Annotated in this window: 10 protein-coding genes; 6 read left to right on the top strand and 4 right to left on the bottom strand. The window is 73.4% G+C overall.

Going from position 1 to position 13,765, the window contains the following annotated elements; all coding sequences use genetic code 11:
• Positions 1 to 20: 20 nt before the first annotated feature.
• Together ACIBBA_RS31855 and ACIBBA_RS31850 are read right to left on the bottom strand one after the other, a co-directional pair.
• Positions 21 to 1,805, bottom strand: a complete 1,785-nt coding sequence (locus ACIBBA_RS31855; RefSeq protein ID WP_396702362.1) for an N-acetylglutaminylglutamine amidotransferase — start codon at positions 1,803 to 1,805, stop codon at positions 21 to 23.
• 151 nt (positions 1,806 to 1,956) lie between these two features.
• Entirely contained in the window at positions 1,957 to 2,379 is a 423-nt protein-coding gene (locus ACIBBA_RS31850) for a MarR family winged helix-turn-helix transcriptional regulator (protein WP_396702360.1), read from the bottom strand.
• An 84-nt stretch (positions 2,380 to 2,463) separates the two neighbouring features.
• Here ACIBBA_RS31850 and ACIBBA_RS31845 point away from each other — a divergent pair, with 84 nt between their 5' ends.
• A complete protein-coding gene (locus ACIBBA_RS31845; protein ID WP_396702358.1) occupies positions 2,464 to 4,257 on the top strand; it encodes an ABC transporter ATP-binding protein in 1,794 nt (597 codons plus the stop codon).
• Between the two features lie 137 nt (positions 4,258 to 4,394).
• On the opposite strand, the gene ACIBBA_RS31840 is transcribed toward ACIBBA_RS31845, so the two are convergent.
• Positions 4,395 to 4,955, bottom strand: a complete 561-nt coding sequence (locus tag ACIBBA_RS31840) for an NADPH-dependent FMN reductase (protein ID WP_396702356.1) — start codon at positions 4,953 to 4,955, stop codon at positions 4,395 to 4,397.
• 131 nt (positions 4,956 to 5,086) lie between these two features.
• Between ACIBBA_RS31840 and ACIBBA_RS31835 the strand changes: the two genes are divergently transcribed.
• Positions 5,087 to 5,551 (top strand): MarR family winged helix-turn-helix transcriptional regulator, encoded by a 465-nt coding sequence (locus ACIBBA_RS31835; protein ID WP_396702354.1) that lies wholly within the window; start codon positions 5,087 to 5,089, stop codon positions 5,549 to 5,551.
• A gap of 93 nt (positions 5,552 to 5,644) precedes the next feature.
• Here ACIBBA_RS31835 and ACIBBA_RS31830 read toward each other — a convergent pair whose 3' ends face one another.
• Positions 5,645 to 6,400 (bottom strand): TetR family transcriptional regulator, encoded by a 756-nt coding sequence (locus ACIBBA_RS31830; RefSeq protein ID WP_396702352.1) that lies wholly within the window; start codon positions 6,398 to 6,400, stop codon positions 5,645 to 5,647.
• 112 nt (positions 6,401 to 6,512) lie between these two features.
• Here ACIBBA_RS31830 and ACIBBA_RS31825 point away from each other — a divergent pair, with 112 nt between their 5' ends.
• The 4 genes from ACIBBA_RS31825 (at position 6,513) to ACIBBA_RS31810 (ending at position 13,212) form a co-directional block, all read left to right on the top strand.
• Positions 6,513 to 7,466 carry an ATP-binding cassette domain-containing protein gene (locus tag ACIBBA_RS31825; RefSeq protein WP_396702350.1) on the top strand — a complete coding sequence of 318 codons (954 nt, stop codon included), beginning with the start codon at positions 6,513 to 6,515 and terminating at the stop codon, positions 7,464 to 7,466.
• Positions 7,463 to 9,088 (top strand): ABC transporter permease, encoded by a 1,626-nt coding sequence (locus tag ACIBBA_RS31820; RefSeq protein ID WP_396702348.1) that lies wholly within the window; start codon positions 7,463 to 7,465, stop codon positions 9,086 to 9,088. The genes ACIBBA_RS31825 and ACIBBA_RS31820 overlap by 4 nt, the downstream gene beginning before the upstream one ends.
• Before the next feature lie 133 nt (positions 9,089 to 9,221).
• Positions 9,222 to 12,326, top strand: a complete 3,105-nt coding sequence (locus ACIBBA_RS31815) for an NACHT domain-containing protein (protein ID WP_396702346.1) — start codon at positions 9,222 to 9,224, stop codon at positions 12,324 to 12,326.
• Between the two features lie 178 nt (positions 12,327 to 12,504).
• Entirely contained in the window at positions 12,505 to 13,212 is a 708-nt protein-coding gene (locus tag ACIBBA_RS31810; protein ID WP_396702344.1) for a restriction endonuclease, read from the top strand.
• Positions 13,213 to 13,765 lie beyond the last annotated feature (553 nt).

Genomic DNA, 13,765 nt, shown 5'->3' with positions numbered 1-13,765 from the left:
CCGGCACGCCGGCCGGTCAGTCAGCGGATGCCGTGTGCCTGGAGCCAGATCTCCAGCAGGCCGAGCTGCCAGAGTTTGTTGCTACCGGCCGCCGCCGCGGCCCGGTCCGGCTCGGCGAGCAGGTGCGCGACGTACTCCTGGCGGAACAGGCCACGCTCGCGGGCCGCCGGCGCCTGCAACGCCTCGGCGACCAGCTCGCGCACTGGACCGTCCACGTTGCGCAGCGCCGGCACCGGGAAGTAGCCCTTTCGCCGGTCGATCACCTCGGCCGGCAGCACCTCCCGGGCCACCTCCTTGAGCACCCCCTTGCCGCCCTGGCTCACCTTGTGCTCCGGCGGGCACTGCGCGGCCAGGGCCACCAGGTCCTGGTCCAGGAAGGGGGTGCGCACCTCCAACCCCCAGGCCATGCTCATGCTGTCCACCCGCTTGACCGGGTCGTCGGGGAGCATCAGGTGGGTGTCCAGCCGCAGCACCGCGTCGAGCGCGGTCTGCGCTCCCGGGGCGGCCAGGTGCGCGTCGAGCAGCTCCCGGCTGGCGTCGTGCTCCAGCGCGTACGCCGGGCCGACGACCTGGTTCAGCTCGGCGTGGTCCCGGTCGAAGAACGCGTCGGCGAACTCCGCCGCGGCGGCCTCGCGGGCCACCCGGGCCAGCGGCTGGTGGTAGCCGTAGCCGGCGAAGACCTCGTCGGCGCCCTGCCCGGACTGGGCCACCTTGACGTGCTGGGCCACCTGCTCGGAGAGCAGGTGGAAGGCGACCACGTCGTGGCTGCCCATCGGCTCGGTCATGGCCAGCACGGTCCGGCGTACCGCCGGCACCAGGTCGTCGTCGGCCAGCCGGATGCGTTGGTGGTCGGTGTCGAAGGCCCGCGCGACGAGGTCCGAGTAGTGGAACTCGTCGCCGGACTCGTCGCCGCGGCTGTCGAAGCCGATGCTGAACGTGCGCAGGTGCCGCTGCCCGGCCTCGGCGAGCAGCGCCACGATCAGGCTGGAGTCCAGCCCGCCGGAGAGCAGCACGCCGACCGGGACGTCGGCGACCAGCCGTCGGCGTACGGCGGTGCGCAGCGCGTCCCCGACGGCCGCCTGCCATTCGCGGGCGTCCCGGCCGGCGTGGGCCGGCTCCCGGACGTACTCCGGCTGCCAGTACACCTCGTCGCGGCTGCGCCCGTCGGCCCCGACGATCCGCATCGTGGCGGGCGGCAGCTTGCGTATCCCACGCAGGATGGTCTGGGGCGCCGGCACGATCGAGTGCCAGGAGAGGTAGTGGTGCAGGGCCACCGGGTCGATGCCGGTGTCCACGTCACCGGCGCGCAGCAGCGCCGGCAGGCTGGAGGCGAACCGGAGCCGGCCGGGGGACTCGGCGAGGTAGAGCGGCTTGATGCCGAGCCGGTCCCGGGCCAGCACCAGCCGCCGCCGGGCCTGGTCGACCAGCGCGAACGCGAACATGCCGACCAGGTGGTCGACGAAGCGTTCACCCCACTCGGCGTAGGCCACCAGGATCACCTCGGTGTCGCTGGTGGAGTGGAAGGTGTAGCCGGCCTCCCGTAGCTCCTCGCGCAGCTGCGGGTAGTTGTAGATGCAGCCGTTGAAGACCAGCGCGAGCCCCAGGTCCGCGCGGACCATCGGCTGGGCGCCGGCCTCGGAGAGGTCGATGATGGTCAGCCGGCGGTGCCCGAGGGTGATCCAGCCGTCATTCCACAGCCCTTCGCCGTCCGGGCCCCGCGATCGCATCGCCTCGGTCATCCGGGTCACCGCCGCGGCGTCCGGGGTCGACCCGTCGAACCGGGCCTCGCCGGTGACGCCGCACATCAGCGCCGCCGGTGGGTCACAGGGGTCAGCACAGGCACCGCGGTTCCCTCCCGTCACGCACCGGTCCCGTCGATCGGACGGGCGGCTCGGCTACCCGCAGCGGGGTTGCGCAAACCCGACGCCGCGGCGTGCGGGTCGGTGCCGCGGCGGCTCAGCCGCGCAGAGTACGCAGGATCCGGGCGAGCTGTTCCCGGTCGGCCGGGTCGAGGTCGGCGAAGAACCGGTCCGCCTCGGCATGCCGGGCGTCCCGGATGGCCGAGGCCGTCCGGGCGCCCTCTGCGGTGAGCGCGACCAGGGTGGCGCGCCGGTCGTTCGGATCGGGTCGGCGCTCCACCAGACCCCGGGCCTGCAGGTCGTCGACCACCTCGGTGGCCGAGCGGGCAGCGATGCGCAGGTGCTCGGCGAGCGAGCCGGGCCGCAGCACGCCGTGCCGGGCCAGGACGCCGAGCGCGCGGGCCTGGCTGGGGGTGACGTCCCACGGCTCCAGCGACTCCCGGGTGCGGTGGCGCAGTCGGCGGGCCACCCCCCAGAAGGCTTCGGCCAGGGTCTCGTCGTCGCCGTCCGCCTCGATCACGGGGAATACCGTAGCAGCAGATACGGTTGTTCCCTCATGATGAGGTAACCTCAGCAATGCCCCCGACGAAGGCAGGTACCCCTCTTGGAGCCCACCCCCCACGGCCGCGACCGCGGCCCCCGTACCGTCAGTGCCGACGAGAAGGCGCAGGCCCGGCAGGTCTCGCTGCGTCGCGTGGCCGGGCTGTTCTCCCCGCACCGAGGCGCGCTGGGCGCGGTCACCGCGATCATCGTGGCCTCCTCGATCGTCGCGATGGCCTCGCCGTTCCTGCTCCGGCACGTGATCGACCAGGCCCTGCCGGCGCGTGACGTGACCCTGCTGGTCTGGCTGGTCCTCGGCATGGTCGCGGTGGCGGCGGTGACCGCCGTGCTCGGCGTGGTGCAGACCTGGATCTCGACCCGGGTCGGCCAAGAGGTCATGCACCGGCTGCGCACCGACGTCTTCACCCACCTCCAGCGCCAGTCGCTGGGCTTCTTCACCCGCACCCGCACCGGCGAGGTGCAGTCCCGCATCACCAACGACATCGGCGGCATGCAGTCGGTGGTCACCTCCACCGCCACCGCCGTCGCGGCCAACCTGACCACGGTGGTCGCGACCGCCGCCGCCATGGTGGCGCTGTCCTGGCGGCTCTCCCTGGTCTCCCTGGTCATCCTGCCGCCGGCGATCTGGCTGACCCGCCGGGTGGCCCGCCTGCGCCGGGACATCACCGCCCGACGCCAGCGCGAACTCGCCGACCTCAACGTCACCGTGGAGGAGGGACTGTCGATCAGCGGCGTACGGCTGGCCAAGACGTTGGGCACCGGTCCGGCCCTGATCGAGCGGTTCACCAGCTCCTCCGCCCGCCTGGTCGACCTGGAGCTGCGCAGCGAGCTGGCCGGACGCTGGCGGATGGCCTCGATGAGCATCCTCTTCGCCGCCATTCCGGCGGTCATCTACCTCAGCGCCGGCCTGCCCGGCACCGCCGGCACGCTCAGCATCGGCACCCTGGTCGCCTTCACCGCCCTGCAGAACGGGCTGTTCCGTCCGCTGATGGGCCTGCTCAACGTGGGCGTCTCGCTGACCGCCTCGCTCGCGCTCTTCGCCCGGATCTTCGAGTACCTGGACCTGCCGATCGAGGTGGCCGACCCGAGCGACCCGGTCCGGCTCGACCCCCGCCGCGTGCGCGGCCACCTGCGCCTGGAGGAGGTCACCTTCAGCTACCCGGGCAGTGACACCGCCGCGGTCGCCGGGGTGAGCCTGGACGTGCCCGCCGGCAGCAGCCTGGCCCTGGTCGGCGAGACCGGCTCCGGCAAGAGCACCCTCGCCGCGCTGGTCAGCCGGCTGCACGATCCGGACAGTGGCCGGATCACCGTCGACGGAGTCGACCTGCGCGACCTGTCCCTGGCCGACCTGGCCGCGATCGTCGGCGTGGTCAGTCAGGAGACCTACCTGCTGCACACCACCGTGCGAGAGAATCTGCGCTACGCCCGGCCGGACGCCACCGACGCCGAGATCGAGGCCGCCGCGCGCGCCGCGCAGATCCACGACCTGATCGCCGGTCTGCCCGACGGCTACGACACGATGGTCGGCTCGCGCGGGCACCGGTTCTCCGGCGGCGAGCAGCAGCGGTTGGCCATCGCCCGTACGCTGCTGCGCGATCCGCGGGTGCTGATCCTCGACGAGGCGACCAGCGCCCTGGACACCGAGACCGAACGGGCCGTGCAGCGGGCGTTCGACGCGCTCGCCGAGGGGCGGACCACCGTCACCATCGCGCACCGGCTCTCCACCGTGCGCGGCGCCGACCAGATCGCGGTGCTCGACCACGGCCGGATCGCCGAGTGCGGCACCCACGACAACCTGATCGACCGCAACGGTCGCTACGCGACCCTGGCCGCCTGAGCTTCGTGGCGCCGCCCCGGCTGCCTCGACGGCGTGGAGCACCACGACTCGACCGCCCGCCGGGCTCGGACGCCGGAATGAATGATGGCCGCGGGGAAGCCCCGCGGCCATCATTCCGCTCAGTTCGGGGTTGCGCCTCAGCGGTTGCGCAGCGGGGCGAGCGCGGTGCTCCAGGCCACGACCTGGTCGAGCGTGGTGTTCAGCGCGTCCTGCTGGAACGGGCCCGGCTTGAAGACGCTGAAGTTCTCGAAGTCGGTGAAGAGCGACAGCGCGACCTGGGACCGCACGTCGGCCATCTGGAGCTCGCCGGAGATCAGGCGCAGGTGCTCGACCGCCCGGGCGCCACCGACCGAGCCGTAGCTGACGAAGCCGACGGCCTTGTTGTTCCACTCGGCGTAGAGGAAGTCGATGGCGTTCTTGAGGGCGCCCGAGGTCGAGTGGTTGTACTCGGGGGTGACCATCACGAACCCGTCGAACGACGCGATGGTGTTGGCCCAGCGCAGCGTGTGCGGCTGGGTGTACTGGCCCATCGAGGGCGGGTACGCCTCGTCGAGGTGCGGCAGCTGGTAGTCGAGCAGGTCGATCAGCTCGAACTCGGCGTCCGAGCGCTGCTTGGCGATCTCGAGAACCCAGCGGGCGACGGCCTCGCCGTTACGCCCCGGGCGGGTGCTGCCGAGGATGATCCCGATCCTGGTCATGTGTGTGGTGCCCTTCCAGAGAAGTCCCTTGCCTGGCCCGTCGAAGCTAGCCACACCTTGCTTGGTCAAACAAATTTCGGGGGTATGTTTGGGGTCACACAGTTGATCGCTCAAGCAACTAGGATGGATGCATGTCCAGCCCCACCGCGGAACCGCTGCGGCCCCTCAACCCCGACGAGGAGAAGCTCGTCCGCGCCCTGGGTCAGGTGATGTACGCCCTGCCCCGGCTCATCGACGCCGACATGGTGGGCGACCGCCAGCTGCCCCTCACCGAGTACACCGCCCTGCGGGTGCTCTCCGAGGCCCCCGATCGCCAGCTGCGGATGAGCGAGCTGGCGGCGGCCTGCCAGCTGTCGCTCAGCGGCATGACCCGCACCGTCATCCGACTGGAGACGCAGGGCCTGGTCGAGCGGGTCCGCAGCGAACAGGACGCCCGCGGCTGGAACGCCGTACTCACCGACGCCGGCTTCGCCCGGGTGGAGGAGTCCTGGCCGAGTCACCTGGCCGCGGTGCGGCGGCGGTTCCTCGACCACTTCGAGGGCATCGACCTCGTCCAGCTGGCCCGCGCGTTCGAGCGGGTCGGCAAGGCCGACTGAGCCGACGGCACCCACCCGTGCCGAGCGGGCGTCCGGAGGCCCGCGGTCGTCACACAAACCGTCTCGAAACTGTCGCTAAAACCGTCTCATTAATCACGGCTCGAGGTGCCGGTAGACGGTAGCCCGCGAGACGCCCAGCGTCGCGGCGATGGCGTCCACCGAGTGCGTGCCGGCCGCGTGCATCCGCCGGGCCGCATCGACCTGCTCGCGCCCCAGCGCCCGCGGCCGGCCGGGCCGCCGCCGCTCCGCCGGCCCGGCGTCCGCGCCGACGTCACCGACCCCGGCCCCGACGCCCGCGCCCGGCCCCGGCGCCGTCAGCAGCCGGCGTACGCCGTCGAGCATGTCGGCGCGGAGCACCTCGTCGGGGACGTCGTTGAAGAAGACCACCGGGTCGCTGCACGTGGCGACCGCCTGCACCGCCCGGACCCGCTCCCGCCGCCCGGCGTTCGGCCCGGCGATCAGGTCGTTCGCCCGCATCGCGATACCCATCAGCCGGTGGTACGTGTCGCCGCGGGTGATCAGGGCGATGTCGTGGAAGAGCATGCCGAGCGGGCGACGGTGGGCCAGCATGGTGTCCACCCAGCCCTCCAGCACCGTCCAGCGGGCCTGCTCGGTCGGCTGCTCTCCCGCCACGTCCAGCAGCGCTTCCAGGTCGGCCAGCAGCGGCTCGACCAGCGCCGAGAGCAGGTGCTCCTTGGCCGGGAAGTGGTAGAGAACCGCCGCCTTGGTCAGCCGCAGCCGCTCGCCGATCTGGCGCAGCGAGGTGCGCTGGTAGCCGTGCTCGGCGAAGAGGTCGAGCGCGGCGCGCAGGATCCGGGTGCGGGTGTCGTCCGCGGGCTCGGCGGTCATGCCGGCCAGCCTAACCGCCGTCCTGACCGGTGGGCGGAATCACCGTTGAGCCGACTTTCCATCGGTCAGTACAGTGGGGACGGTCGAAGCGTTCACACGGCAGGAGGGGCACATGCCCGTCATCTCGATCGACAACCTGGTCAAGACCTTCGGCACCATCCGGGCACTCGACGGGCTCGACCTGTGGGTCGAGGCGGGGGAGGTGCACGGCTTCCTCGGGCCCAACGGGGCCGGGAAGTCCACCACCATCCGCGTCCTGCTCGGGCTGCTGCGCCGCGACTCCGGCACGGCGCAGGTGCTCGGCGCCGACCCGTGGCGCGACGCGGTGCGCCTGCACCGCCGGCTGGCGTACGTGCCGGGCGACGTCAACCTCTGGCCGAACCTCACCGGCGGCGAGGCGATCGACCTGCTCGGCGAGCTGCGCGGCGGTCTCGACCGGCGCCGCCGCGACGAACTGCTCGAACGCTTCGACCTCGACCCCACCCGCAGGTGCCGCACCTACTCCAAGGGCAACCGGCAGAAGGTCGCCATCGTCGCCGCCTTCTCCTCCGGCGTCGAGCTGTACGTGCTCGACGAGCCGACCTCCGGCCTCGACCCGCTGATGGAGGCGGTGTTCCAGGACGAGGTCCGGCGGATCAAGCAGGCCGGCGCCACCGTGCTGCTCTCCAGCCACGTGCTCGCCGAGGTCGAGGCGCTCTGCGACCGGGTCAGCATCATCCGCGAGGGCCGCACCGTCGAGTCCGGCAGCCTCGCCGAGCTGCGCCATCTCACCCGCACCGCGGTGACCGTCGAGACGGCCCGCCCGGTCACCGGTCTGGAGACGCTGCCCGGCGTGCACGACGTACGCGAGGTCGACGGGCGCACCCACCTGGAGGTCGAGCCGGCGCACCTCGACGAACTGCTCGGCCAGCTCATCCGCTTCGGCGTCCGCGCGCTGACCAGCACACCGCCCACCCTGGAGCAGCTGTTCCTGCGCCACTACGGCGACCAGCACGCCGCCGGCAGCGACCAGCACGGCGCCGACGGCGGCCGGCCGGCCGAAGCGTCGCGGGCCGGCGTCCGATGACCGCGCTCACCGGCACCCGCCGGCTGGCCCGGCTCGTGCTGCGCCGCGACCGGGTCCGCCTCGCGATCTGGATCCTCGGCACCCCGCTGCTCGGCTACGCCCTCGCCGGCAGCGTGGCCGGCGTCTACCCCGACGAGGCGGCCCGGCAGGGTTACGCCACCACGTCCGCGTCCAGCCTGGTCGCCCGCGCCTTCAACGGCCCGATCGCCGGCACCGACCTCGGCGCGGTGGTGGTCGCCGAGACGTACGTGACGCTGGCCCTGATCGTCGCGCTGCTGAGCACCTTCGCGGTCACCCGGCACACCCGCCAGGACGAGGAGACCGGCCGGGCGGAGCTGCTCGGCGCGTCGGTGGTCGGCCGGTACGCGCCGCTGACCGCCGCGCTGCTGGTCGTCGTCGCCGCGAACGTCCTGGCGGCGGCGCTGCTGGCGCTCGCCTTCGCCGGCGCCGGCCTGCCGCTGGCCGGCTCCGTCGCGGCGGCCGCCGCCGTCGGTGGCGTCGGGGTGGCCTTCACGGCGATCGCCGCAGTCACCGCGCAGCTCTCGGTCACCTCCCGGGGCGCCAACGCGCTCGCCGCCGCCGCCGTCGGCCTCGCCTTCGTGCTGCGCGCCGCCGGCGACGTGCTCGGCGAGCAGAGCGCCGACGGCACCCGGGTGGCGAGCGCCTGGCCGTCCTGGCTCTCCCCGCTCGGCTGGGGCAACCAGGTACGCGCCTTCGAAGGAGAACGGTGGTGGGTGCTCGCTCTGCCCGTCGCGCTGCTGATCGCCGGCGTGGCCACGGCGTACGCCCTCGCCGAGCGGCGGGACCAGGGCGCCGGGCTGGTCGCCCCCCGCCGCGGCCCGGCGAGCGCCACCGCGCGGCTGCTCAGCCCCGCCGGCCTGGCCTGGCGCATGCAGCGCGGCACGCTGCTCGGCTGGGCCGTCGGGGTGGCCGTGCTCGGCCTCTCCATGGGCGTCGCCGGCGACGAGTTCAACGCCATGATGGAGCAGAACCCGGCCGCCGCCGAGGCGATCAACGCGATGGGCGGCGGCGCCAACCTGATCGACGCGTACCTGACCGCGATGCTCGGGCTCTTCGCGCTGACCATCGGGGCGTACGTGGTGCAGGCCCTGCTGCGGGTGCGCGGCGACGAGTCCGACGGGGTGCTGGAGGCCGCCCTGGCCACCGCGGTGAGCCGGAGCCGCTGGCTCGGCACCCAGGTGCTCGCGGCGACGATCGGCGCGCTCGCCCTGCTGCTGCTCGCCGGGCTGACCACCGGGCTCGGCTACGGCCTGGTCACCGGTGACCCGCTCGGCGAGGCCGTCGCACTGGCCGGCGCCGCCCTGCTGCGCCTGCCGGCCCTGCTCGTGGTGGCCGGGGTGGTGACCGCCCTCTTCGGCCTGCTGCCCCGGTGGTCGGTGGTGCTCTCCTGGACGGCGCTGCTGGTCTTCCTGCTCCTCGGGCAGCTCGGCGCGGTGCTGGAGCTGCCGCAGGCCGCGCTGAACCTCTCGCCGTACACGCACGTCCCGCCCGTGCCCGCGGTCGACCCGGCGGTCCTGCCGCTGGTGCTGCTCGTCGGGGTCGCGGCGGCGTTCCTCACCGCCGGCGTTGCCGCCTTCCGCCACCGCGACGTCCCGAGCTGAAGCTCGGGGGCTGTGGTTGCCGCAACTTCAGGGAAGTAGTCCCCTTCCCGGCCCGCCGAGGCCACTACTTCCCTGAAGCTGCGCGACTTCCTGCGGGGTGTCCCTCGCCGCCGGAGTCGATCACAATCGTGCGGTGCGGCGTCGAGTGTGGAAGTGGGGACTGCTGGCCGTCGTGGCCGCGCTGGCCGCGGGCGGCACCGCGTGGGTGTGGCTGCGGTACGACTTCGAGAAGGTCAACTGGACCTGGGGCGTGGTGGCCGGGGTCATCGCCGTCTACGTCCTGCTGGATCAGGTCTTCCACGCCGGGCCGGCCAGCCTCGCCGCGGCGGCCGCGCACCGGCGGGCGGCCGCCGACGAGCTGGCCGAGCTGATCCGTCGCGACCCGACCGACGAGGCGCTGCTGCGCGCCGTCGACGAGCCGTACCCGCTGCCGGTGCGGTGGCGCAACGCCCCCGACCGGTTCCTCCCCTCGTGGCGAGCCATCGGCCGGTCCAGCGACGCCGTTCCGTTGGACCTAGCCGGCCGCGACGGAACACTGTGGAGCTGCTACCAGGCCGTACCCTCCGGGCGGCTGCTGCTGTTGGGGCCGGCCGGCTCCGGAAAGTCGATCATCGCGCTGCGGCTGGCCCGGGAGCTGCCCCTGCACCGCGAGCCGGACGCGCCGATCCCGGTGCTGGTGCCGGCGGACTCTTGGGACCCCGACCGGGAGGGCTTCCGCGACTGGCTCGTCGACCGGATCGGCCGGCGGTATCCGCAGCTCGCGGCCGACCACCCGAGCCGCGACGCCGTGCTGCGCGACCTGGTCGTGACCGATCTGGTCGTCCCGGTCCTCGACGGGCTGGACGAGGTGCCCGAGGAGCGCCTGATCGCCTGCCTCGACGAACTCAACGCGCTGCCGACGCAGCGCTTCGTCCTCACCTGCCGGACCACCGTCTACGAGCGCTACCTGAGCCAGGGGGAGAAGCTGCGCGGCGCCGCCGTGGTGGTGCTCGAACCCCCCTCGCCCACCGAGGTCGCCGACTACCTGGTCGATGCCGCTCCGCTGCACCAAGTGGGCAACTGGTCCACCGTCGCCACCACGCTCGGTGACGACCCGGAGCTGACCGCCGCGCTCGCCACGCCGCTGATGGTGGCATTGGCCCGCAGCGCCTTCGACCAGCCGGGCACCGACCCTCGCGACCTCGTGCCGCTGGCCCGGGAGCGGGGACGCCGCTCGGTCGAGGACGACCTGCTCACCAGGGCCGTGGACGCCGCCCTGCGGTCCCGCGGCGGTGGGCAGGGGTTGTGGCGCTGGGAGCCGGAGACCGCGCGGCGGTACCTCGCCTTCCTCGCCGCGCACCTGGAGTCGCTGGACGCCCGGGAGTTCCGCTGGTGGCAGTTGGCGACCGCACAGCCGGGCCCGTTCTGGGCGCTCGCCGCCGGCCTGCGAACCGCGGTGGCGGTGTGCCTGGCGCTGACGCTCTCCCGCGACGCCCTCACCGCGACCGCCGCCCAGGTCACCGATCCGGCGACCCGGGACCTCCTCGAGGGTCTGGCCCACGAGACGGTCGGCTTCACCGTCATGGCGTTCCTACTGGCCACTGCGGTGTCGCTGGTGCGCGGCGCGGGCCGGGCCGGCCGGGAGATGCCACGCCGGGTGGCGTTCGTCGGCGGGCTCCGGGCGCTGCGCACCGGGCTGCTCACCGGCCTGGTCGGCGGCGCGTTCTGGGCCTTCGTGACGCTCGCCCTGTTCTCGACGGTCACCCCCTCCGCGCAGCTCGTCGCGCTGCTCGACCGGGTTCCGGGACTGCCCTCGTGGTCCGACCCGGTCCGGGCTGCCGTGCTGGTCGGGCTGCTGTGGTGGGCCTACGACGCGGTCCGGGCCGGGCTGCGGGTCGACGTCGCCGCGCCCGCGGCCGAACTCGGTGCCACCAGCGTGGTCGAAACCGTCGACGCGGATCGCGCCGCCAGCGTCGCCTCCGCGCTGTCCAGCGTCGCCAATGCCCTCCTCCGGCTGCTCGTCGTCGTCGCGGCGCTGCGGCTCACCGGGGTGCTGCCCGCCGTGCCACCGCTGCCGGCACTGGTCTATGCCGGAACGGGGCTCGGGCTCGGCTGGTGGCTGCACCGGCGTGGCGGCGGGGCGTGGCTGCGCTTCGCCCTGACCCGGGCCACCCTCGCGATCCGTGGCCACACGCCGCACCGGCTGCTCGGCTTCCTGGCGTACGCCGAAACGGTCGGACTGCTGCGCGACGCCGCCGGCGCCTACCGGTTCCGGCACAGCCGGATGCAGAGCCGGCTCGCCGCGGGGTCGGCGGCCGGGCGGCGGGGAAGCCGGCTGCGGGAGGAGTTCGGTGTCGAACTGGCCCGGGCCGGCTACTGGACGGAGGCGCTTGGCATCTTCGCCGACGTCACGCAGACCCGGGCGTCGAGCATCGGGTACGCCGACGACCTCACCGTGGCGGCGCTGCGTCGCGCGCTGCTGGCCGGCGCTGCCGCCGGCGAGTGGCGTCGCCTGGCGAACCTGCTGGCCCCGCTCCCGCCGCCCGTCGTGCCGGCATCGCTGGCCGAGCAGCGGGACGTCGTCGCTCGGCTGATCGCGGCCGGCGCGCCGATGACGCAGCTGCGTGCCGCCGCTGAGGAACTGCGCCGCCTGGCGGACGGCGTCGGCGCGGCCGCTCGCGCTTCAGGGCTTGGCACCGGGCCCGGGCGGGCGCAGCCCGGCATCGAGGAGTTCCTGGCCGTGCTCGATCACGCATGCGGCGACACCGGCCGGGCGCGAGCCCGGCTGGACCGACTGCGGGCGGCCGCCGCGCAGGACCTCGGCGAACCGGCGACGATCGGCGCGGGACTGCTCGCCCGGCTGCTCCTCGACGGCGGGGAGCCGGCCGCCGCCCTGCGCGTCTGCCACGAGGAGCTGCTGCTCCTCGACCAGCCGCCCGACCGGACCGACCTGCTCGTCTTCGCCGAGGCCTGGCGCTGGTCGGTGGAGGCGATGCGGCAGACCAGCGACGAGCAGGCCGAACTGCACCGTCGAATCCGTGCCGCGGCAGCCGAGCGGCGGGACCACCCTTGGCGGATCGAGCTGAACCGGCGCGAGCTGGCCGAGATCGGATTGCAGGCGTGCCACGCCGTGATCGGCCACCCGACACTGGGCCCGCTCGCGGTGGCCGCCTCCCGGCGGCTCGCCGCCGCCCTCGCCGAGCCGGCCGTCGTCGTCAAGACGGCCAACCGCAGCGCGCCGATGTGGCACGCCGGCTAGCGACCGCGGCGGTTGAAGTGCCGCCAGAAGTACGGCCTCAGCTGCGGGACTGTGCAGATCACTGCATGTCCGGCCGATGTCCACTGGTGACGGGAAGCCGACAGCATCGGTCGTTGTCGCGGTTCCGTGTCGGATGCGAACGCCACACTGAGGCTTCCTCGGTCTGCGGAGGTGGCTGATGCCGTACGTGCGGTCGCACACCAGGAAGAACGGTGCCCGGGTGCGGGCGCACTTCCGGAAGCGTCGCCGCCGCGTCGTCTGGAGATCGACGCGCCGGGGCGGGGCCAGCCGCGACTCGGCCAACGGCTGGGGGATCGCGCTGGCAGTGGTGGTTGTCCTGGTGCTGGTCAGCGTGGTCGTGGACTTCGTACGGCGGCACCCGTACCTTGTCGGCGGGCTGGCACTCGTCGTCGGGGCGGCGGCTGTCGCCGTGCTCATCACGGTGTCGAAGCAGCGGGCCCGCCAGCGGGCCGAGCAGGCCCAGCGGGATCGGCTGATCGCGGTCACCGACGGAATGAGTGGGCCGGAGTTCGAGCAGTGGTTCGCCCGGCTCCTGGCCGCGTCGGGTTTCCGAGGTGTGCGGGTGCGCGGCGGCTCCGGCGACCGGGGAGCCGACATCACGGCGATCGCTCCCGACGGCCGCCGGGTCGTCGTCCAGTGCAAGCGGCAGAGCCTCAACAATCGGGTCGGGAGTGCCGCGATCCAGCGGTTCGCCGGTACCTGCCGGGACATCCACGGCGGCGAGATCTGCATGCTGGTGACGAACAGCCATTTCACGGCGGGCGACGGCGTCCGGATCGCCCGGCAACTGGACATTACGCTGGTTGACCGGACCGCGCTGGAGACCTGGGCATGGACCCGGCGCCCGCCGACGGGTTCGCCCTAGCGGACAAGGGGGAACGGTCCACCGGGCCCCGCCTCCACCGTTACCGGTGCCGGCCCACGTCACCCGACCGTAGACCTTGACCTGCCGGAAGATATGTCCGACTTTCGCGCCCGTGCCGGCGGCTGATCCACTCGGGTTCCGTGGTGTCGGGGTGTCCCGGTGCCCGGATACCGCGACTTCGACGAGCCCGAGTCGATCAAGGGGTGGCGGGTGAGGGGCGGGCCGGATGATCGACTCCAGTTCGCTGACATGGCGGTATCGCCGCGAGCCGGATACCCCCGTTTCGGCGTCTTGGAGTCGGTCATCCTGACGCCCACCAGGTCGCCCGGTCGTCGCCCGGATCCCGATTGCGCCGGGTGCCCGGTTCGTGGACTGCCCGGTTGGGTGCGGTCTCCGGGTTCGGCGCGCGCTGTCCCGTGGTCGGGACCACCCGGGGGGCGGAATCATGGGCGGGGCCCGGTCGTTGAACATGGTGTGCCGCGCGGCCTCGCCGCCGGCCCCGGGGACCAACCCCGCCGGGAATGACCGGCCGCTCGGGTTGGTTGACTACCCG

Origin of the sequence: Micromonospora sp. NPDC051006 (assembly GCF_044456245.1) — a bacterium.
In the GTDB taxonomy this organism is placed as follows: domain Bacteria; phylum Actinomycetota; class Actinomycetes; order Mycobacteriales; family Micromonosporaceae; genus Micromonospora.
Note: the sequence above shows the minus strand (reverse complement) of the source record. Positions and strands in the feature narration are given on the sequence as shown.